This is a genomic window from Streptosporangium sp. NPDC051022 (assembly GCF_040683035.1).
In the GTDB taxonomy this organism is placed as follows: domain Bacteria; phylum Actinomycetota; class Actinomycetes; order Streptosporangiales; family Streptosporangiaceae; genus Streptosporangium.
Map to the genome: position 1 here is coordinate 80764 of NZ_JBFBCF010000036.1, position 20917 is coordinate 101680.

Genomic DNA, 20917 nt, shown 5'->3' on the forward strand with positions numbered 1-20917 from the left:
ACAGTGAACGACCACACCCCCCCGATCGGCAGGCCGGCTCTCCGGGGTAAAACCCGGGGGCCGCTCCGCCTGACCTCCGTCGTCGTCGCGGGCGCCCTGGCCCTGGCCGCCTGCGGCGGCGGCCAGAGCGGCACGGGCGCCTCGGGCGGCTCGGGCGGCTCCGACGCCCGCAAGCAGACGCTCATCATCGCGGAGAACGAGCCGCCCGCGACCTTCGACCCGGTCCAGGCCGACAACTCCACGGTCGACGAGGTCTCCATCCCCGCCTACGACACCCTGGTCAGGTACGGCAAGGGCAGCGAACTCCAGCCCGCCGTCGCCACCGAGTGGAAGTTCGGAGAGGGCGGCAAGAGGCTCGACCTGACCCTGCGCGGCGACGTGACCTTCCACGACGGCACCAAGCTGACCGCCGCCGACGTCAAGTACACCCTGGACCGGATCGCCAAGCTGGGGATCGGCGTCGCGTCGCTGCTGACCGCCTACGACTCCGCCGAGGTCGCCGACGACACCCATCTGACGATCAGGCTGAAGCAGCCGTACGCGCCGTTCCTGGCCGCGCTGACCCGGGTCTACCTGCTCAACTCCAAGCTCGTCCAGGCCAACGAGGGCTCCGACGACGGCCGCAAGTGGCTGGCCGCCAACGACGCGGGGTCGGGGCCGTACAAGCTGACCGGCTACACCGCCAACCAGGAGGCCAAGTTCGCCCGGCACGACGGGTACTGGGGTGGTTTCACCGGCCAGGCCAAGAACGTGGTGATCCGCTACCTGCCCCAGGCCGCGACCCAGAGGACCGCGCTGAGCAGCGGCGACGTGGACATCGCGATGGACGTCGACCCCAACGACTGGGCCGGTCTCGAAAGCGGCGGCTACGTGGTGGACAAGGCCGACACCAACGTGCAGCTGTACGTCTTCTTCAAGATGAAGGACTCGCCGGTGGCCGACAAGGCGCTGCGCGAGGCCATCACCTACGCCTACGACTACGACCAGCACATCTCGGCCATCCTCAAGGGCGCGGGCAAGAAGGCGGTCGGGGTGCTGCCCGGCACCATGGCCTGCTTCGACGCGACCGTCCCGCAGCCCGGCTACGACCTGGAGAAGGCCAAGAGCCTCCTGGCCTCGGCAGGTCTGAAGGACGTCACGCTGACGATGACCTACCTGAAGGCCACCGCGGAGATGGAGCAGGCGGCGACGCTGCTGCAGTCCAACCTCGCCAAGATCGGCGTGACGGTGAAGCTGGAGGCGATCACCTACCCGCAGTACGTCGAGGTGCTCAAGAGCAACGCCACCACCCCCGACCTGGGCATGATCTACGGCTTCCCGCCGTACCCGGACCCGGACTCCGTGCTGTACCTGCAGTTCGACTCGAAGTTCATCAACAACGGGCAGAACAGCGGCGGCTATGACAACCCGCAGGTCGACAAGCTGGTCGAGGACGCCCAGAAGCTGACGGACCAGGACGCCCGCTGCGCCGCCTACAAGAAGGCCCAGCAGCTCATCGCGGCCGACCACGCCTCGATCAACCTATCCAACCCGCAGTACGTGACGGTCTACCGCAAGGGGCTCACCGGCTACGCCTACGACCCCGCCCACCACCAGACCGTGAACGTCTACCAGGTGCAGGTCGGCTGACCCGCCGTACCGGCCAGGCGTTCCGCGTGACCTCCGCGTCACACCGTTCCCACTGTCAGAGAACACCATCGAGGGGAGGCGCAATATGGCTCGTTTCCTGCTACGGCGGCTCGTGACCAGCGTCGTCGTGCTGGCGGGCCTGGCCGTCGTCACCTTCCTGATGACCCAGGTGCTGCCCGGCGACCCGGCCAGATCGGCCGCCGGGCGCAACGCCACCGCGGAACAGGTGGCGCGGATCCGTGTCCAGCTCGGCCTTGACCAGCCGATGTGGAACCAGTTCACCGGCTATCTGAACCGGCTGCTCCACGGAGACCTGGGCACGTCGGTCTTCACCCAACGGCCGGTGCTCGACGACATCGGCGCCATGCTGCCCTCCTCGGTGGAGCTCGTGCTCGCCGCGATGACGATCAACATCGTGGTCGCGGTGCCGCTGGGGGTCTACTCCGCCTACCGGCGGGGGCGGACGACCGACGTCGCGGCCCGGCTGGTCACCCTGTTCGGAGCGGCGGTCCCGGTCTTCTGGCTGGGACTCATGCTCCAGCTCGTCTTCGCCGCCCAGCTCAAGGTGCTGCCGCTGACCGGTCAGCTCGCCTTCGGCCAGGAGGTGCCGAAGATCACCGGGATGACGTCGGTCGACGCGCTGCTGGGCGGCGACCTGCCCGCCTTCGGCGACGCCCTGCTCCACCTGGCGCTGCCCGCGGTCACGCTGGCCGCCTCGTTCGTCGCCGTCGTGGCCCGTACGGTGCGCTCCTCCATGATCACCGCGCTGGACTCCGACTACATCGCACTGGCCAGGGCGACCGGCGCCTCGGAACTGCGCGTGGTGGTACGGCACGGCCTGCGCAACGCCCTGGTGCCCGCCAGCACCATCCTCGGCATGCAGCTCGGCTGGATGCTCGGCTCGACCGTGCTGGTCGAGTCCATCTTCGGCAGGACGGGAATCGGCGCCTACGCGGTCACCGCCGTCCTGCAGAACGACCTCTACGCCGTGATCGGCACGGTTCTCGTGATCGGAGTGGTCTTCGTGGTGGCGAACATCGCCGTCGACCTCGTCCAGCTCTGGCTGAACCCGCGGCTGCGGCAGCGGAGCCGCCGCACGGCCTCCCCGGAGACCCCCGCGGGCCCGGTCGTCCCCACAGTCCCGGAGGTGATCGCATGACTCCCGCGGCGACGGCCGAACGGGCCGGAAGCCCGGCGGGCACGCGGAACAGGGGAGGCCGCCGCCGTACCCGGCGGCGCACCCCGCTCGTCGAGCGCGCCGCGCTGGCGGTGGCCGTGCTGATGGTCGTCATCGCCGTCGCCGGGCCGCTGCTCGCGCCGCACGACCCCTACGCGGTCGACCTGTCCAAGGCGCTGCTGCCCCCCTCGGCCGACCACTGGTTCGGCACCGACGCCAACGGCCGCGACGTGCTCAGCCGGGTCCTGTCGGGGGCGCAGGTCACCCTGCCCGCCACGGTGATCGTGATCGTCGTGGCGACGCTGGTCGGGACGCTGATCGGCACGGTCGCCGCGCTCGGCGGGAAGGTCGTCGACGAGGCGCTGATGCGCGTCACCGACATCGGGCTCTCCCTGCCGTCGATCATCCTGGCGCTGGGCCTCGCCGCGGCGCTCGGCGCGGGGCTGCGGTCCGCGGTGATCGCACTGGCCGCCACCTGGTGGCCAGGGTACGCCCGGCTGGTGCGCACCCTGGTCCGGGACGTCAAGGACGCCGAGTACGTCGACGCGGCCCGCACGCTCGGCGTCTCCAGGACCCGCCTCGTCTTCCGGCACATCCTGCCCAACGCGCTGAACACCCTGTACGTGCAGACCACGCTGGACGTCGCCGCGGTGATGCTGGTCATCTCCGGCCTGTCCTTCGTCGGGGTCGGCGCGCAGGTGCCGTCGGCCGAATGGGGGGCGATGATCGCCGGGGCGGCCAACAACCTCACCAACGGCTGGTGGGCGGTGGCCTTCCCCGGCCTGGCCATCATGCTGACGGCGATCTCCTTCAACCTGGTCGGCGACTGGCTGCGCGTGCGCAACGACCCGACGATCCGACAGGGGGCCGGACGATGACGGGCACTCCGCTGCTCGCCGTACGCGACCTGCGGGCGAGTTTCCCCGGACCCGACGGGCCCGTCGAGGTCGTGCACGGCGTCGGACTGGAGCTGGCGCGCGGCGAGAAGGTCGCGCTGGTCGGCGAGTCGGGGTCGGGCAAGTCGGTGACCGCCAGGGCCGTGCTGAGGCTGGACGCCGACGCCCGGCTGAGCGGGCGGATCGAGCTGGACGGCACCGACCTGCTGGCGCTGCCGCCGCGCGGGATGCGCGAGATCCGCGGCGCCCGGGTCGGCCTGGTCTTCCAGGATCCCCTCTCCTCGCTCAACCCGGTGATGACGATCGGCTGGCAGATCACCCAGCCGCTGGTCATCCGGGGGGTGCCCAAGCGGATCGCCAGGCGCCGCGGCGTCGAGCTGCTCGCCCGGCTGGGCGTGCGCGACGCCGAGCGCAGGTTCGACGACTACCCCCACCAGTTCTCCGGCGGCATGCGGCAGCGGGTGGTGATCGCCATCGCGGTCATCGCCGAGCCCGCGCTGCTCATCGCCGACGAGCCGACCACCGCGCTCGACGTGCGGGTCCAGGCGCGGGTGCTGCGGCTGCTGCACGAGCTGGCCGAGGAGCGGGACATGGCCGTCCTGCTCATCACGCACGACCTGGGCATCGTGGCCGGGTTCGCCGACCGGGCGGTGGTGATGCGGCACGGCAGGGCCGTCGAGTCCGGGCCGGTGGAGGAGATCTACCGGCGGCCCCGCCACCCCTACACCAGGGCGCTGCTGGCGGCCGTGCCGCGGATCGGCGGCGACCTGTCCCGCCCGCTGGCCACCGTCGGGCCCGAGGTCACCGGAGACGAGGAGGGAACGGTGAGCGACACGTGAGCGAGCCGCTGCTGCGTGTGGAGAACCTGGTCAAGACCTTCGAGGGCCGCCGTGTGCTGAGCGACGTCTCCTTCGATCTGGCGCGCGGCGAGGTGCTCGGACTCGTCGGCGAGTCCGGATCGGGCAAGTCGACCACCGCGCGGTGCGTGGCACGGCTGACCCGGCCCGACTCGGGACGGGTACGGCTCGGCGGCCGGGACGTGCTGACGGCCGGCCGCGGGGAGCTGCGCTCACTCCGGCGCGAGATGCAGATGGTCTTCCAGGACCCCTACTCGTCGCTGAACCCGCGGATGACCGTGGCCGCGCTGCTGGAGGAGCCGCTGGCCGTACACGGCCTGGAGACCGATCGGCGGCGGCGCAGGGACCGCGCGGCCGCCCTGCTGGAGACGGTGGGCATGTCGGCCGAGCACCTGGACCGCCACCCCCGGTCCTTCTCCGGCGGGCAGCGCCAGCGGATCGCGATCGCGCGTGCCCTGGCGGTCGAGCCCCGGCTGCTCATCTGCGACGAGCCGATCTCCTCACTGGACGTCTCGGTGCAGGCGCAGGTGCTCAACCTGCTGCGCGACCTGCGGCAGCGGCTGGAGCTGTCGATCCTGTTCATCGCGCACGACCTGGCCGTCGTCTACTACCTCTGCGACCGGATCGCCGTCATGGAGCAGGGCCGGATCGTCGAGATCGGCACCCGGGAGCAGGTGTACGGCGAGCCCGCCCACTCCTACACCCGATCGCTGCTGGAGGCCGTCCCCGTGCCCGACCCGGCCGCCGAGCGGGCCCGCCGTACGGCCGGACCGGATGACTCGACGGCCGGATGACCCAAGGGTCCGGACGGATCAGGAGTCCGGACGAATCAGGATGACCGAAGGAGAAGCTGTGGAGAGTCTGCGGATGTTCGTCAACGGGCAGGCGATGTCGGGCGGCAGCCTGAACGAGGCCCTCGCCGGGGCGCGGTTCCTCGGCCCAGCGGAGACGGCGCCCCGATACCGGTTCTACGCGGTGCGGGAGGAGTTCCCCGGCCTGTATCCGGTGCCGGAGGGCGGGCACGCCGTGCCCGGTGAGCTGTACGAGGTGACCTACGAGATCCTGCGCGAGCACCTGCTGCCCAACGAGCCGCCGGAGCTGGAGCTGAGCGTGATCGAGCTGGCCGACGGCAGCGGATCGCTGTGCATGCGGATGCGGGAGGAGTCGCTGATCGCGCCCGGCGTCGTCGACATCAGCACGGCCGGCGGCTGGCGCGCCTACCTCGCCGGGGCGGCGGGGGAGACCCGATGAGGGACGCCGAGCTCGTGGTCCGGGGCGGGACGGTGGTGGAGGCCGGCTGGTCGGCTCCCGCCGACGTGTTCGTGGCCGGCGGCGTCGTCACCGCCCTGGCCGAGCCCGGCACGCCCGCGCCGCGCGCCGCGACCGAGGTCGACGCGAGCGGGCTGCTGGTCATGCCGGGCGGGGTGGACCCGCACTGCCACGTCGGGTTCACCTCGGGCGACTTCACCTCGCTCGACGACTACCCGCGCTGCACGACGGCCGCGGTCTTCGGCGGCACGACCACGATCGTGGACTTCGCCATCCCGCGGCCGGGCCAGTCGCCCGCCGAGGCGGCCTACGCCCAGCGGGCCAGGGCCGCCGGGGGCCTGTGCGACAGCGCCCTGCACGCCTGCGTCGTGGAGTGGGACGAGACCGTGCCGGACCAGCTCGCCGCGCTGGTCGCGGACGGCCTCCCCACGGTGAAGATGTTCACCACCTACCGCGGCGAGACCATGGCGGACGAGGACACCGTCCTGCGCACCATGAGGACGCTGCGCGACCTGGGCGGCATGGTGGTGATCCACTGCGAGGCCGACCACATCGTCGGGGACGCCCAGTCGCGGTGCGCGGCGGCCGGCGGGATCGGCGCGGAGCACATGGCCGCGACCCGCCCCGAGCTGGCCGAGACCGCCTCGGTGGCGGAGGTGCTGGCCATCGCCGAGTCGTTGCGGGCGCCGGTCTACTTCGTGCACCAGTCCACCCCGGAGGCGGTGGAGCTGGTGGCGGCGGCCAGGCGGCGGGGCGTGTCCGCGTTCACCGAGTCGGTCGCCCATCACCTGGTGCTGGACGACCGCCTGTACGGCGGGGCCACCCCCGAGCGGTTCGTCTGCTGCCCGCCGCTGCGCTCCCGCGCGACGGTCGACGCGCTGGGCCGTCACCTGTTCACCGGTGAGATCACCACCGTCGGCAGCGACCACTGCTGCTACGACGTGGCACAGAAGGAGCTGCGCAGGGACGACGTGCGGGTCATGCCGAACGGGCTGCCCGGCGTGGAGACCCGGCTGCCGGTGATCTTCTCCGAGTACGTCATGGGGGCCGGGCTGCCCGTCACCCGCTTCGTCGAGCTGACCGCGGCCAACCCGGCCCGGACCAACGGCCTGTATCCGCGCAAGGGCACGCTGATGCCGGGAGCCGACGCCGACATCGCCGTCTGGGATCCCGCGGTCCAGTGGCGGGTGACCGCGGGCGCGCTGCACATGGCGACGGACTACACGCCGTACGAAGGCATGACCCTGACCGGCAGGCCCAGGACCGTGCTGGTCGGCGGGCGGGTCGTGGTCCACGACGGCGTCCTGGCCGACCCCGCGCCGCGCGGCAGGCACCTGCCCGCCGGGCGGATCTCGCTCACCCCGGCACTGGGCCGCCGGGGCGGGTGAGGCGCCGGCTCAGCCCCTGGGCGGAGCGGTGGAGGAGCGCACGACGAGGTCGGCGCCGACGGTGTACCGCCTCGGCCTGGCCTCCCGCCCGTCCGGCGGCTGCAGCAGCAGCTCGACCGCGAGCCTGCCCAGCTCGTGCGCGCCCGTGTCGACCACGGTGATCGGCGGGCTCCACCACTCCAGCAGGGGCATGTCCTCGAACGCGACGACGGACAGGTCGGCGGGTATCTCCAGGCCCGACCTGGCCAGCACGGGAAGCGCCCCGTAGGTGGCCTCGTGGTTGCTGAGCATCAGCGCGGTCGGCGCCGTCTCGCTCCGCAGCAGCTCGGTCATGGCCTGCGCGCCGAAGGCGACCTCGAAGGGGCCTCGCCGTACGAGCGCGGGATCGGGGGCCAGTCCCGCCTCGGCGAGCGTCTGGGCGAAACCGGCGAACCGATCCCGTCCCGAGTTGGTGTCCGCCGGGCCGCCCATGAACGCGATCCGCCGGTGCCCCTGGTCGAGGAGGTGCCGGGTGGCCGCCACGGCTCCGTCCCGGTCCCCCGCCAGCACCGCCGGTCCCAGCGAGCCATCGATCTCCCGGATCAGGTCGATCACGGTGACCCCGGAGGCGCGCAGCGCGTTGATCTCCTCCGCGTTCCGGCCGGTACCCACGATCAGCACGCTGTCGACCTGGTGGTCGCGCAGCAGCCTCAGGTAGTCGGCCTCGATGGCCGGGTCGGCGTTGGTGATGCAGAGCAACGCCTGGTAGCCGGAGGCCACGAGGCGTTGCTGCACGGCTTCGACGACCGTGTGGAAGGTGTTGTTGACCAGGTTGTTGAGCACCAGCCCGACCAGCCCGGAACGTCTCGTCCGCAGGCTCACCGCCGCCAGGTTGCGCCGGTAGCCCATCGACTCGGCGGCCCGCGAGACCCTGCGGCGGGTCGGTTCCGAGATCTCCGGGGAGCCGGTGAGGGCACGGCTCGCCGTACTCACCGATACACCGGCGGCTGCGGCGACGTCGCGGAGCGTGGCGGCCATCGTCTTCCCCGTTCCTGAGTGCCTTATCCGGCGGTCCGGGTTTCCCCGAGATCATCGTCTCGGATGATACGGCCTCCGCTGCCGACAAATGAGACATCTCGCAGGGCTTCGAGGTCCTCCAGCGGATTGTCCCGCAGGGCGACGACGTCGGCCGCGTAGCCGGGGGCGACCTGGCCGAGGAACGTCTCCGCCCCGACCAGCCGTGCCGCGGTCAGCGACGCCGAGCGCAGGACGTCGAGGTTGCTCAGACCGGCGGTGGCCAGGAGCAGCATCTCGTGCACGTGCGCGCTCACCCCGTCGACGTCGTCGCCCGGCGGGTAGTCGGTCCCCGCCACGATCGGGACACCGGTCCGTACGGCCGTGCGGATGCTGGCCAGATGCCGGTCGGCCGCGTCGAGCGCGTTGCGGATCGAGAACTCCTCGAATCCCTTGGCCCGCATCCAGCTCTCCGAACGGGTCACGCACAGCGTCGGGGTGAGGAACGCCCCGGCCTCCAGCATCCGCCGCGCGGTCTCCTCGTCCAGGTCGTAGGCGTGCTCGAACGACCGCACGCCCTGGGCGAGGGCCTGCCTGATCGCCTGCCAGGCGCCGGCGTGCGCGGCCACGTACGAGTCGTGCTCGTGCGCCGCCTCGACCGTGGCGCGGATCTCCTCGTCGGTCATCTCGGGCTCGCCGAAGTCCTCGCCCTCGTGCGCGAGCCCGCCGGTGATGAAGATCTTCAGATGGTCGGCGCCGGCCCGCAGCTCCTCGCGGGCGGCGGCCCCGAACTCCGCGGCACCGGTCGCGTAGGCGCAGTCGGCGCCCTTGCCGTGCCCGTTCGGGCGGGAGATCGCCCGGCCCGCGCCGAAGATCCGCGGCGCGTCGATCCAGCCGTGCGCCGCCGCCTCGCGCAGCATCAGGTCGGCGCGGTTCTGCTCGTGCACGCAGCGCATCGTCGTGACGCCGGAACGGAGCGCGTCCTGCGCCCGTACGGCCGAGCGATAGGCGGTGATCGCGGGGTTCTCGGCCTCGTCGGTCGCCGAGAACGGGTAGACGACCGACAGGTGGGTGTGGCAGGAGATGAAGCCGGGCATCAGGTACCGGCCCCCGAGGTCGTGGACGGCGGCCCCGGGCGGCGGTCCGGCGGAGGCGATCTCGGTGATGATCCCCCGTTCCATCTCGACGCTGCGGCCCCGCAGGACCGTGCCGGATTCCACGTCGACGACGTTGCAGTTGGTCAGCCACATGGCGGGATTCCTTTCCCGTGTGAGGGCGGTGGGGTGGTGGGGGTCAGCGGGTGGCGGAGAGCGGGGCCCGCACGACGGGACAGGCGGCGGTGTGCCCGGGGGCGACCTCCACCAGTTCGGGGACGCGCCGCGCGCACTCGGGCTCGGCCAGCGGGCAGCGCAGGCGGAAACGGCAGCCCGAGGGGGGCGAGGACGGGTCGGGCACGTCTCCGGGGAGCGTGGCCGGGAGCCTGCCCGCCCCGTCGGGGCGTGGCACGGCGTCGATGAGGGCGCGGGTGTAGGGGTGCCGGGGGCGGGCCCAGACCTCGGCGGTCGGCCCGCTCTCCACGACGGTGCCGAGATACATGACGGTGACGGTGTCGGCGATCTGGCGCACGATGGCCAGGTCGTGGGAGACGAACAGCAGCCCCATGTCGAGCTCGCGGGCCAGCTCGACGAGCAGCAGGGCGACGGACGCCTGCGCCGAGGCGTCCAGCGCCGAGATGGGCTCGTCGGCGACGACGCAGCGGGGCTCGGCGGCCAGCGCCCTGGCGATGGCGACGCGCTGGCGCTGGCCGCCGCTGAACTCGTGCGGGTAGCGGCCGGCGGCGTCGGCCGGCAGCGACACGCGGCCGAGCAGCTCCGTGACGCGGTTCCGGTCGCCGCCGAGCCCGGCCAGCCGCAGGCCGTCGTCGATCTGGTCGCCCACGGTGCGGCGCGGGTTGAGCGAGGAGAACGGGTCCTGGAAGATCATCTGAAGGCGGCGCTGCGCGGCGGGGCGGGCCCGGCGGGTGAGCGGGACGACCGGCTCGCCGTCGAACGTCACGGTGCCCGCGCTGGGGGCGAGCAGGCCGACCACCGCCTTGCCCAGCGTGGACTTGCCGCAGCCCGACTCGCCGACGAGGCCGGCGATCCGCCCGCGTTCCACGGTGAGCCCGGCGCCCGCGACCGCGGTCACCGGCGGCCGTCCCGGGCTCCGGTAGGTGACGACCAGGTCCCTCACCTCGAGCAGACTCATACGGGAACCTCCTTGGCGAGCGGGTCGACCGGGCACGCGGCCGAGTGCCCGGGGTCGAGGTGGAGCGGCTCCGGCGTCGTCCGCGCGCAGGAGGCGAGCGCCCAGTGGCAGCGGGGGGCGAACGCGCAGCCGTCTCCCACGCTCCCGGCGGCCGGCGGCAGTCCGGGGATCGGCCGCAGCCCGGTGCCCTCCTCGCCGGGGTGTGGCAGGGCGTCCAGCAGGCCCCGCGTGTAGGGGTGGCGCGGCCTGGTGAGGACCGTGCCGCGCGGGCCGCTCTCCACGACCCGGCCCGCGTACATGACCGAGACGCGGTCGGCCAGCGACGACATGACCCCGAGGTCATGGGTGATCAGCAGCACCGACATGTCGCGCTCGCGCCGCAGCCGGTCGAGCAGTTCCAGGATCCCAGCCTGCACGGTCACGTCCAGCGCGGTGGTCGGCTCGTCGGCGATGAGCACCTTGGGGTCGCAGGCCAGTGCGATCGCGATCGCGATGCGCTGCCGCATGCCGCCGGAGAACTGGTGGGGGTAGGAGCGCAGGGCGTCTTTCCCGCCGGGGATCCGCACCGTCTCCAGCAGCTCCAGCGCCCGCCCCCGGGCCGCGGCCCGGTCCAGCCCGCGGTGGTGCCGCAGGTGGTCGGTGAGCTGCCGCTCCACCGTGAGCATCGGGTGCAGCGAGGTCATCGGATCCTGGAACACCATGGCGATGTCGCGGCCGCGCACGTCACGGAGCGCGCGGGTGGGCAGGGTCAGCAGGTCGCGTCCCTCGAAGAGGATCTCGCCGCCGGTCCGCGCGCCGCCGGGCAGCAGGCCGAGGGCCGCCAGCGCCGTCATCGTCTTGCCGCTGCCGCTCTCCCCGGCCAGCCCGACGATCTCCCCGGCGCCCAGGGTGAGGTTCATGCCGCCGACCGCCGTCACCCGGCCGCCGCGGCGCGGCAGCGTGACGGTCAGGTCGCGGACGTCGAGAACGGGTTCGCCGGTCATGCTCGCCCCCTCCGGGCCGAACGGGGGTCCAGGACGTCCCGTACCGTGTCCCCGATGAAGTTGGAGGCGAGCACGACCAGCAGGATGGCCAGGCCGGGGAAGAGACCGAGCCACCACTTGTCGAAGTACTGCGCGCCGGCGGCGACCATCGACCCCCACTCGGCGGCGGGCGGGCGGGCGCCGAGGCCCAGGAAGGACAGGCCGGACAGCGTCAGCACCGCGTTGCCGACGTCGAGCGCGGCCAGCACCACGGTCGGGCCGACGATGCCGGGCCGTACGTCGACCCAGAGCGTGCGCAGGCTGGAGGCGCCCAGCAACCGGCTGGCCTGCACGTAGTTCTCCTCTCGCATGCCGAGGATCAGGCTGCGCACCACCCGGGCGTAGGACGGCCAGCTCACGACCACCACGGCGAGCACCGCGTTGACCAGGTCGGGGCCGAGCGCGGCCACCACCGCCATCGCGAGGATGATCCCCGGGAAGGCGAACACGAGGTCGGCGCTGCGCATGATCAGTCCTTCGACCCAGCCGCCGAGGTAGCCGCCGAGTGCCCCGAGCAGGGTGCCGGCCGCGCAGGCGACGGCGACCAGCAGCAGCGCCACGGGCAGGGAGAGCCGGGCGCCGTGGACGACGCGGCTGAACACGTCGCGGCCGAGCTGGTCGGTGCCGAACCAGTGTTCGGCCGAGGGCGGCAGCAGCTTGGCCGCCTCCTGCGCCGCCGGGTCGTACGGCGCCAGCAGCGGCGCCAGGACCGCCATGGCCAGGAACAGCGTGAGCACGGCCAGGCCGGTGACGCTGAGGGGCCGCAGCCAGGGGGAACGCGCGGCGGCGGCGTCCCGGCGATCGAGGCGCCGGGCGGCGCGGGCGCTGAGTTCGGTCTTCATGAGGCGTTCACCCGAGCCGGATCCTGGGGTCGAGAACGGCGTAGAGCAGGTCGACGACGAAGTTGACGACCACGTAGACCACGGCCACCACCAGGCTCACGCCCATGATGGCCGGAAGGTCGAGGGCCAGCGCGCCCCGGTAGGCGTAGGCGCCGAGTCCCGGCCAGGAGAAGACGGTCTCCACGAGCACCGCGCCGCCCAGCAGGCCGCCGAACGCCAGGCCCGCGACCGTGATCACGCTCACCAGGGCGGGGCGCAGGACATAGGCGAGGGTGACCGACAGTCCGGGCAGGCCCTTGGCGGTCGCGGCCCGGACGTAGTCGTTGCCGAGCACCTCTAGCACCGAGGCCCGGGTGAAGCGGGTGAGCGAGCCGATGGTGAAGACCGCGAGCACGAGCGCGGGCAGCCACAGGTGGGCGACGGTCTCGCCGAACGTGGCCCACTGCCCGCTGATCAGCGAGTCGACCGTGTAGAGGCCGGTGACGTCCGGTGGCGCGGGGGTGCCGGGGTTCAGGCGGCCCGTGCCGGGGGAGAGCCCGAACTTGAAGAAGAACACGTACAACGCCACGAGCGACAGCCAGAAGGTCGGCACCGAGACCCCCGCCAGCGAGACGACCCGGACCAGCTGGTCGGCGGCGCGGTCGCGGCGCATCGCGGCCAGGACGCCGAGGCCGACGCCGAGGGCGAGTGCGACCACGATCGCGCTGAGTGCCAGCTCGAACGTGGCCGACATGAACTCGCCGAGGTCCTGGGTGACCGGCCGGTGGCTCAGCTGCGAGGTGCCGAGGTCGCCCCGGAGCAGGTTGCCCAGGTAGTTCAGGTACTGCTGGGGCAGCGGCTGGTCCAGGCCGTGCATGTGCCGCCAGGCCGCCACCACGGCCGGGTCGGCGGCCGCCCGCTCGCCCAGGTTGGCGGTGACCGGGTCGCCGGGCACGAGCTGGGTGAGGACGAACGACACCACCGTGATGCCGAGGACGAGGAGAAGGCCGGAGACCAGGCGGCGGAGCGTGAACCGGACGAAGCCCGGCAGCGCGTACCACCGCCCGGTGACCGGGGCGAGCGGTGACATCCGGTCAGTCCAGCGCCGTCAGGTCGACGGTCCACAGCGTGTTGTAGTCCAGCGTCCCGAGTTCCTTGGCGCCGGCGAGCACCGCCGACGGCTGGAACAGCGGGATGAAGGGACCCTCGGCGTTCATCGCCTTCTGCAGCGCCTGGAAGGCGGCGTCACGGCTCGCGTCGTCGGCGGTCTCCGCCTTGCGGGCCAGCGCGGTGACCTCCGGGGCGGCCTTGTCCTTCCAGCCCGCGCGCAGGCCGACCAGCTGGCCGGGGGTGAACAGCAGGTAGTCGTTCGGGTGGTTGTAGTCGGGGCCCCACCACTGCAGGCTCAGCTCGTCCTTGCCCGCCCGGTAGGAGTCGAGGGAGGTCGTCACGGGCTTGCCGTCGAGCCGTACGTCGATGCCGACCTCTTTGAGGTTCTGCTGGATGCGCGCGGCGACGTCGCCCATCTGCACGCCCTTGTAGGTCAGATCGGAGGCGTAGTTCAGCCGGACCGACGGGTTGGCGACGCCGGATCGGGCCAGGGCCGCCTTCGCCCTGGCCAGGTCGCGCTTGGCGCCGTCGGCGGCGGGCAGCGCGCCGGAGAACATCGAGGGGACGACGCCGCCCGGCTGGACGGCGCCCTCGCCGACCAGGTCCAGCAGCGCGGTGTAGTCCACGCCGTAGCGCACGGCCTCCTGGAAGTCCTTGTTGGAGGTGGTCGCCGAGACGGCGGGGTCGTCGTTCACCAGGAGGAAGGCGACGTCGGCCGCCGCGGTCTTGGTGACCGTCACGTTGCCGCCCAGCGAGCCCGTCTGGTCCGGGCGCAGGTCCAGGACGAGCTGGCTGCTGCCCTGGGTGACGTTGAGCTGCTGCACGTTGGCCTGGACGTTACGTACGACGATCTTGTCGTAGGCGCTCTTCGGGCCCCAGTAGGCGCCGTTGCGCTCCAGCACGACCTCACTGGCCGCGTCGAACTTCGTGATCTTGTAGGGGCCGCTGCCGTACGACGCCTTGGCGAACTCGGCCTCGGCCTTGTCGGTCTCGGCGTCCTTGGTACCGCCCGCCTTCTCGACGGCCGCGCTGTTCTCGATGCCGAGCGCGGGGTTGGACAGCTTGGCCATCAGCCCCGAGTCCGCGGCCTTCGTGGTCAGCACCACGGTCCGGTCGTCGGCGGCCTTGGCGCTCACCCCGTCGAGAAGGAAGGACGGGTTGCCCTTGAGCCCGGCGATCCGCTCGAAGGTGTAGACGACGTCCTTGGCCGTCATCGGGGTGCCGTCGCTGAACTTGACGCCGTCGCGCAGGGTGAAGGTGAACTTCCGGTAGCCGTCCTCGACCTTGGGAAGCTCGGCCACTCCGGCGACCGCCGTCCTGACGTCGGATCCCTTGTAGGTCACGAGCGTCTCGTAGACGGGGTACAGGACGGTCTGCGCCGTCGGCTCGAACTGGCGGGCGGGGTCGGCGGTCTTGAGCTGGAAGGAGGCGTCGACGACCAGGGTGCGGGGGGCGGCCGTGCCGCCGGAGCCCGTGCCGCCGCAGGCGGCGGTCAGCACCGCCACCGCTCCGAGCCCGAAGACCGCGAGTCCTCTGCGACCAACCATTGCGCCTGCCTCTCATCACGACGGATCGGTTCATGGCACCGAGACGATTCCGCGAGAGCGCAAACGATTCCGTTAAACGTTCCGGCATGTCAAGGCTTGACGGAGTAAAAGACGACGTGGGAGCTTGTCTGAGGCTACGGAAACGATTCTGAAACCATGACTTCTGCGGCCCGGTTCGCCTGCTCGGCGACCGGGATTCCGTCATGCCCGCGCGGGCTCTCGCGCCGGGCCGCCGGCCGTCCCGCTCCGGCGCTCGCGGCGGGTTCCGGTACGGGCCCGAAAACCGATTCGCGCGCTCACGCCGGGTAATCGGCTGTCAAGGGGGTGTCAGAGAGGGCCGGGAGGGCGTAAAAATCTTATGTAGATCGCTTTTTCCGGACAAAGGCCGCCATAGCGTCCCTTCTGCGCGGCTACCGGGCCTCGCCACTCGAAGCAGGAGGAGTCATGGAGATCTCGCCCAGGAACCGGCCCCCGTTGCTCGTGCCCGTCAGGGCGGAGCGAGGGGTCCTGTCTCTGCGCCTGTTCCGGACGCAGGGGGGCGGGCGGACGGCGATCGCGTTCACCTCGCGGGATCGGCTTGTCAAGGTGCTCGGTGAGGGCCACGCGTGGATGTGGCTCAACGAGCGCGCACTGCGGGAGATGGTCGGCAACCTCGACGCCGTCGGCGTCCTGATCGACCCCGCCGGAGCCGGGGAGCTGCAGAACCCGGGCGTGCGGGCGGCGTGAGGCGTCCGCCGGCATCGGCCACCGGCGTGTCGCCGTCCGGCGGCCGCCCGGTGGCGGCCGGTGGCCCAGCGACTACGGAGCACTTCTGTGCCCGCGGCACAACATGATCGCATCGGCGATGTGACAGTTTCGCTGCATGCTCAGATGGCTCACCTCAGGTGAATCACACGGTTCCACCCTCACCGCGATCCTTGAGGGACTCCCCGCGGGGGTCCAGACCGAGACGAAGGATCTCGCCGACGCGCTCGCGCGCCGGAGGCTCGGCTACGGCCGGGGTGCCCGGATGAGGTTCGAGCGTGACGAGGTGCGGTTCACCGGGGGTGTGCGGCACGGCCGTACCCTGGGCGGCCCGGTCGCCATCGAGATCGCCAACACCGAGTGGCCGAAATGGCGCGAGGTGATGGACCCCGATCCGGCCGACGCCGACGGGGTGAGATACGACGAGCCGGGCCGGATCGAGGACAGGGGACGCGGCGCGGCCCTCACCCGTCCCCGTCCCGGCCACGCCGACCTCGCCGGGATGCAGAAGTACGGCTTCGACGACGTGCGGCCGGTCCTGGAGCGTGCCAGCGCCAGGGAGACCGCCGCCAGGGTCGTCATCGGAGAGGTGGCGCGGGCCTTCCTCGACCAGGTCCTGGACGTGGAGATCATCAGCCATGTCGTCGGGCTCGGCGGCGTGCGGCTGCCCGACGGGCTGGTGCCCGCCAGGGGCGCCACCCCGGCCGTCGACGCCGATCCGGTCCGCTGCGTCGATCCGGCGACCGGTGAGCGGATGGTCGCCGAGATCGAGGCCGCGCACAAGGACGCCGACACGCTCGGCGGTGTCGTCGAGGTCGTCGTGTACGGCCTGCCGCCGGGCCTGGGCAGCTACGTCCACTGGGACCGCAGGCTGGACGCCCGGCTGGCGAGCGCGCTGATGGGCATTCAGGCGATCAAGGGAGTCGAGGTCGGGGACGGCTTCACCACCGCCACGCGACGCGGCTCCGTGGCCCACGACGAGATCGAGGCGGTGCCCGCGGACTCGCTGACCGTCAGACGGATCACCGGCAGGGCCGGCGGCATCGAGGGCGGGATGACCTCCGGGGAACTCGTCCGGGTCAGGGCCGCGATGAAGCCCATCTCCACCGTGCCCAGGGCACTGTCCACGGTCGACGTGGCGACCGGCGATCCGGCCAGGGCCATCAACCAGCGCAGTGACGTCTGCTCGGTCCCGGCGACCGGGGTGGTCGCCGAGGCCATGGTCGCGCTGGTGCTGGCGGACGCGGTGCTGGAGAAGTTCGGCGGCGACTCGGTGGCCGAGACCCGCAGGAACGCCCGGGCCTATCTGGACGGCCTGAGCGTCCAGGTGGGCCCCTGACCGTCACCGGTCATCGCCGGTCACCACTTGGTCACCCCATCAGCCTGGCCCGCTGTCCGGCGTCCAGGGCGACGTCGATCGCGGTCCACGCCATCGCCGTACCGCCGTCGAGCAGCGCGCGGTCGGCCGCCGGCCGTACCGCGAACTCGGCGAACTCCGCCTGGTGCTGCCCTGCCGTCCCCGACTCGATCGAGACGAGCGGCTGAATGGACGGTACGGCGAGCGAGACGTTGGCCATGTCGGTAGAGGCGGCCATCCGCTCGTCCTGGGCGGTCACGTCGGGAAAGGACCGGCCGAGCGCCAGCGCGTTCCTCCGGTAGTGCTCCAGCAGAGGTGTGTCGTGGCGGAACTCGGAGTAGGCGGGCGAGGCGGAGGTCATCGACAGGGCCGCCCCGGTGGCCACCGAGCCCGCCTCGAAGCAGGCGCGCACCCGATGCTCCAGGACCGCCAGCTCGGCCAGGGTGCGGGCCCGCACGTAGTAGTCGGCGGCGGTGTGCGCGGGCACGACGTTGGGCGCCTGCCCGCCGTCGGTGACGATCCCGTGGACGCGCTGGTCGCCGGGAATGTGCTGGCGCAGCAGGCCGATGGCGACCTGGGCCACGGTGAAGGCGTCCGCGGCGTTGATCCCGTCCTCGGGACAGGCCGAGGCGTGCGCGGGCCTGCCCTCGTACTCGACGTGGAGCTGCGCGCGGGCGAGCACGGGCGGGTCGAGCCGTTCGCGCGGCGCGGGGTGGACCATCATGGCCAGGTGCAGGCCGTCGAACGCGCCGCGTTCGAGCATGAGGACCTTGCCGCCCCCGTTCTCCTCGGCGGGCGTGCCCAGCACCCTGACCGTCACCCCCAGGTCGTCGGCGACCCGGGCCAGGGCCGCCCCGGCCGCCACCGCGGCGGCGGCGATCACGTTGTGGCCGCAGGCGTGGCCGACGCCGGGCAGCGCGTCGTACTCGGCGCAGATCCCGACGACCAGCGGCCCGCTTCCGGCCGTCGCGGTGAACGCGGTCGGCAGGCCGCACACCCCCGCCTGTACGGCGAAGCCGTACGAGGTCAGTTCCTCGCCGAGCCACGCGCAGGCGCGCTCCTCCTCGAAGCCCAGCTCGGGATGGGCGTGCAGCCGGTGGCTCAGCGCGACGAGGCGCCCGGCCTCCCGGTCGATCACGGCCCGTGCCGCGCTCTTCGCTTGATCGCTCATGGGCGGATTCTCGCACCGAGATAAGGGTGTCCTAAAAGGCAATTAATGCTGTGAACTATCGCTAGGTTTTGTACCAAAAGGCCAAATTTGCAACGGAGGCCTCATGGATCATCTGGGTATCCGGGGAGATCTGGACAGCGCGGTGAGCCGACCGAAACCCGCACTTCGAGGGGCGGGGGTCACCGTGGAGGAGTTCGCGAGCGGGCTGAACGAGCTGGCGCTCGGCGGCGACGGATGGCGCTCGGTACTGGCCAGGCTCTCCTCGGTGACCGGCAGGAAGGCCCGCCTCGTCGGCGTCCACGGCGGCGTGTTCGCGGCCACCGACGGCGGCGACATGACGATGAGCCCCTCCGAGGTCGCCCGGATCTTCGCCGAACCCGAGCCGACGACGGTCGAGCTGCCGGACGGCCTGTCGGCCAGGGCCCTGGCCGTGTGGGCCGGGCAGCGCAGGGTCGGCCTGCTCCTGCTGGCCGAGCCCGTCGACGAGCGGAGCCTGGCCTACCTCAAGGCGTCGGTGACCGCGGTGGCCATCGAGGCCGTGCGGCGCGACGCCGCCGCCACCGCGAAGGCGGAGAACGCCAGCCGTCTCATCGACGAGCTGAGATACGGCGCGTTGCGCGGCAGCGACGAGCTGACCAGAACCGCCGCCCGCTTCGGCCTCCGGCTGGACGAGCCGCACGCCGCGGCGGCCTTCGCCTACGACGGCCCCAACCGCCGGACCTGGTCCACGGCGCTGTCCTGGCTGGAGATGCCGGTGCGCCAGGAGGACGCCGAGGGCTGGACCGTGCTGGCGGGGGACGTCCCCCGCGAGATCGGCCGGATCCGCGTCCGGCTGCAGGGCATGGTCGGCGAGGGGACGGTGCTGGCCGCCGCGGGCCCCGTGGTGACGAACCCCCGGGACACCGCCCGCTCCTTCAGGGACGCCGAGACCGTGCTCGGCCTGCTGCGCCGCAGGAGCGGGGAGAGCGAGCTGCTCTACTCCGAGCTGGGGCCGGCCCAGCTGCTGCTGGCCGTACCGCCGGAGCGCCTGCACGCCTTCGTCGACCAGCAGCTGGGGCCGATCCTCGACCGTCCCGAGCTGATCCTCACCCTCGACGCCTGGCTGGCCACCCGGGGCAGCAGGGCGGCGGTCGCCGACCTGCTCCACCTGCACCGCAACTCCGTCGGCTACCGCGTCGGCCAGCTCAGGCAGCTGCTCGGCGCCGACCCGCTGGACCCGGAGACCGCCCACCGCATGCGCACCGCCCTCACCGCGAGGGAACTGTTGCACGTTTTCTGCCATCGCACCTCTTGAATCCTGCGGTCTGCTCAACTTATGCTCCGATTGTCAGACCAACAGACCATCTTCTTGGGGGCGATCAGATGGGTATCACCCGGATGAATCACGCGGTCCTCTACGTGCGGGACGCGCGCGGGACCGCGGACTTCTACCGGCGGGTGCTGGATTTCAAGGTGATCATCGAGGGGCCGGCGGGGCAGTACGTGTTCCTGCGGGCCCCCGACTCCGGCAACCACCACGACCTGGCGCTGTTCACCATCGGGTCGTCCGCGGGTGACTCCCAGGCCGGTCGGCGGACCGTGGGCATGTACCACATCGCCTGGGAGGTCCCCACCCTGGAGGAGCTGGAGGCGGTCGGGGAGCGGCTGGCGCGCGAGGGCGCGCTGCACGGCGCCAGCGACCACGGGGCCAACAAGAGCCTGTACGCCAAGGACCCCGACGGCCTGGAGTTCGAGGTCATGTGGCTGGTCCCCGCCGAGTTCTGGGGCGAGGAGGAGCACGAGGCGATCATCCGGCCGCTGGACATCCCCGCCGAGCGCCGCCGCTTCGCCGCGCTGATGGAAGGCGCCGGCTCGTGAACCGCCCCAGATTCGAGCCGGTGGCCCGGCGCATGCTCTCCGAGGAGATCCGCGACAGCCTCCTGGAGAGCATCGAGAGCGGCGTGCTGCCCCCGGGCGGCCGGCTGCCCTCCGAGCGGGCGCTGTGCGAGGAGTTCGGCGTGGCCCGCACCTCGGTGCGGGAGGCGGTGCAGAGCCTGCTGGCCCTGGGCCGCGTCCACAAGATCGGCAACCGTTTCCACGTGGTCGAGCAGCTTCCCGGGGTCAGCGTCGACCCCCGTAAGAGCCGGGTGCGCGAGCTGTTCGAGTGCCGCAGGGTCATCGAGGTGTCGATCGCCCGCTTCGCGGCCTCCCGCGCCACCCCGGCCGAGCGCGCCGAACTGGTCAGGATCGCCGAGTCCTTCACCGAGGACATGGAGCTGGAGGACTTCCGCGCCTCCGACCGGCGCTTCCACTGGGCGGTCGCCCGCGCGTGCGGCAACCCGACCCTGCAGGAGCTGTACGGCAAGGTCCTCGACGGCGTCTTCGCCTCCGAGGAGTTCCACACGCTGCTCGACTCGACCACCAACGCCGCCGCGGTGCGCGAGGTGATCGCCGAGGCCTGCGACGCCCACCGGCGCATCGCCGAGGCCGTCAGGGCGGGAGACGAGGACTGCGCGGAGCGGGCCGCCGAGTTCCACCTCAGCCAGGTCGAACACGCCATGGTCGCCCGGATGGTGTGACCCCTCGACGACGCGACCCCTCAACGACGGAGACAGCATGACCGACCATGTGTGGCGTTTCGACGACGCCGCCTTCAAGGAGATCAAGCCCGGTTTCAAGCGTCGCATCTACACCGGTGACGACCTGATGC

At 72.1% G+C, this 20917-nt stretch carries 20 protein-coding genes; 12 read left to right on the forward strand and 8 right to left on the reverse strand.

The genetic code is table 11. From position 1 onward, the window contains the following. Positions 1-3 precede the first annotated feature (3 nt). The 7 genes from AB0N02_RS39260 to hydA all read left to right on the forward strand — a co-directional run bounded on the left by AB0N02_RS39260 (position 4) and on the right by hydA (position 7216). Positions 4-1629 carry an ABC transporter substrate-binding protein gene (locus AB0N02_RS39260; RefSeq protein WP_363957829.1) on the forward strand — a complete coding sequence of 542 codons (1626 nt, stop codon included), beginning with the start codon at positions 4-6 and terminating at the stop codon, positions 1627-1629. An 85-nt stretch (positions 1630-1714) separates the two neighbouring features. Further along, positions 1715-2788, forward strand: coding sequence for an ABC transporter permease (locus AB0N02_RS39265; protein WP_363957832.1), 1074 nt, complete (start codon positions 1715-1717; stop codon positions 2786-2788). Next, the gene (locus AB0N02_RS39270) at positions 2785-3684 is read left to right on the forward strand and encodes an ABC transporter permease (protein ID WP_363957835.1); all 900 of its coding nucleotides are present in this window, start codon (positions 2785-2787) and stop codon (positions 3682-3684) included. Before AB0N02_RS39265 ends, AB0N02_RS39270 begins: the two co-directional genes overlap by 4 nt. Further along, positions 3681-4541, forward strand: a complete 861-nt coding sequence (locus AB0N02_RS39275) for an ABC transporter ATP-binding protein (protein ID WP_363957838.1) — start codon at positions 3681-3683, stop codon at positions 4539-4541. The genes AB0N02_RS39270 and AB0N02_RS39275 overlap by 4 nt, the downstream gene beginning before the upstream one ends. Next, a complete protein-coding gene (locus AB0N02_RS39280; protein ID WP_363957841.1) occupies positions 4538-5353 on the forward strand; it encodes an ATP-binding cassette domain-containing protein in 816 nt (271 codons plus the stop codon). Before AB0N02_RS39275 ends, AB0N02_RS39280 begins: the two co-directional genes overlap by 4 nt. 58 nt (positions 5354-5411) lie before the next feature. Continuing rightward, entirely contained in the window at positions 5412-5810 is a 399-nt protein-coding gene (locus AB0N02_RS39285) for a gamma-glutamylcyclotransferase (protein ID WP_363957844.1), read from the forward strand. Further along, positions 5807-7216 carry a dihydropyrimidinase gene (gene hydA / locus AB0N02_RS39290; protein ID WP_363957847.1) on the forward strand — a complete coding sequence of 470 codons (1410 nt, stop codon included), beginning with the start codon at positions 5807-5809 and terminating at the stop codon, positions 7214-7216. Before AB0N02_RS39285 ends, hydA begins: the two co-directional genes overlap by 4 nt. Positions 7217-7225: 9 nt before the next feature. On the opposite strand, the gene AB0N02_RS39295 is transcribed toward hydA, so the two are convergent. The 7 genes from AB0N02_RS39295 to AB0N02_RS39325 are packed head-to-tail and all read right to left on the reverse strand — an operon-like array spanning position 7226 to position 14956. Next, on the reverse strand, positions 7226-8233 hold the full coding sequence (locus tag AB0N02_RS39295; protein ID WP_363957850.1) for a LacI family DNA-binding transcriptional regulator: 1008 nt from the start codon (positions 8231-8233) through the stop codon (positions 7226-7228). Positions 8234-8256: 23 nt separating this feature from the next. Then, positions 8257-9459 carry an amidohydrolase family protein gene (locus tag AB0N02_RS39300; protein WP_363957853.1) on the reverse strand — a complete coding sequence of 401 codons (1203 nt, stop codon included), beginning with the start codon at positions 9457-9459 and terminating at the stop codon, positions 8257-8259. A gap of 43 nt (positions 9460-9502) precedes the next feature. Beyond that, positions 9503-10456, reverse strand: a complete 954-nt coding sequence (locus tag AB0N02_RS39305; RefSeq protein WP_363957856.1) for an ABC transporter ATP-binding protein — start codon at positions 10454-10456, stop codon at positions 9503-9505. Further along, positions 10453-11439, reverse strand: coding sequence for an ABC transporter ATP-binding protein (locus AB0N02_RS39310; protein ID WP_363957859.1), 987 nt, complete (start codon positions 11437-11439; stop codon positions 10453-10455). Before AB0N02_RS39310 ends, AB0N02_RS39305 begins: the two co-directional genes overlap by 4 nt. After that, a complete protein-coding gene (locus AB0N02_RS39315) occupies positions 11436-12320 on the reverse strand; it encodes an ABC transporter permease (protein WP_363957861.1) in 885 nt (294 codons plus the stop codon). The genes AB0N02_RS39310 and AB0N02_RS39315 overlap by 4 nt, the downstream gene beginning before the upstream one ends. 7 nt (positions 12321-12327) lie before the next feature. Next, positions 12328-13389: an ABC transporter permease gene (locus AB0N02_RS39320; RefSeq protein ID WP_363957863.1), complete on the reverse strand. Its 1062-nt coding sequence runs from the start codon at positions 13387-13389 to the stop codon at positions 12328-12330. Positions 13390-13393: 4 nt separating this feature from the next. Next, positions 13394-14956 (reverse strand): ABC transporter substrate-binding protein, encoded by a 1563-nt coding sequence (locus tag AB0N02_RS39325; protein WP_363957866.1) that lies wholly within the window; start codon positions 14954-14956, stop codon positions 13394-13396. A gap of 444 nt (positions 14957-15400) precedes the next feature. Between AB0N02_RS39325 and AB0N02_RS39330 the strand changes: the two genes are divergently transcribed. Both AB0N02_RS39330 and aroC read left to right on the forward strand, forming a co-directional pair. Next, on the forward strand, positions 15401-15682 hold the full coding sequence (locus AB0N02_RS39330) for an SAV_915 family protein (RefSeq protein WP_363957869.1): 282 nt from the start codon (positions 15401-15403) through the stop codon (positions 15680-15682). Between the two features lie 136 nt (positions 15683-15818). Beyond that, positions 15819-17039, forward strand: a complete 1221-nt coding sequence (aroC, locus tag AB0N02_RS39335) for a chorismate synthase (protein ID WP_363957872.1) — start codon at positions 15819-15821, stop codon at positions 17037-17039. Between the two features lie 31 nt (positions 17040-17070). Here aroC and AB0N02_RS39340 read toward each other — a convergent pair whose 3' ends face one another. Next, a complete protein-coding gene (locus AB0N02_RS39340) occupies positions 17071-18228 on the reverse strand; it encodes a M20 family metallopeptidase (protein ID WP_363957875.1) in 1158 nt (385 codons plus the stop codon). A gap of 103 nt (positions 18229-18331) precedes the next feature. On the opposite strand from AB0N02_RS39340, the gene AB0N02_RS39345 reads away from it, so the two are divergent. The 3 genes from AB0N02_RS39345 to AB0N02_RS39355 all read left to right on the forward strand — a co-directional run bounded on the left by AB0N02_RS39345 (position 18332) and on the right by AB0N02_RS39355 (position 20786). Next, positions 18332-19522 carry a helix-turn-helix domain-containing protein gene (locus AB0N02_RS39345; RefSeq protein ID WP_363957878.1) on the forward strand — a complete coding sequence of 397 codons (1191 nt, stop codon included), beginning with the start codon at positions 18332-18334 and terminating at the stop codon, positions 19520-19522. Positions 19523-19605: 83 nt separating this feature from the next. Next, positions 19606-20085 carry a VOC family protein gene (locus AB0N02_RS39350; protein ID WP_363957881.1) on the forward strand — a complete coding sequence of 160 codons (480 nt, stop codon included), beginning with the start codon at positions 19606-19608 and terminating at the stop codon, positions 20083-20085. After that, complete coding sequence (locus tag AB0N02_RS39355) at positions 20082-20786, forward strand: FCD domain-containing protein (RefSeq protein ID WP_363957884.1); 705 nt, start codon at positions 20082-20084, stop codon at positions 20784-20786. Before AB0N02_RS39350 ends, AB0N02_RS39355 begins: the two co-directional genes overlap by 4 nt. The last annotated feature ends 131 nt before the right edge of the window (positions 20787-20917 follow it).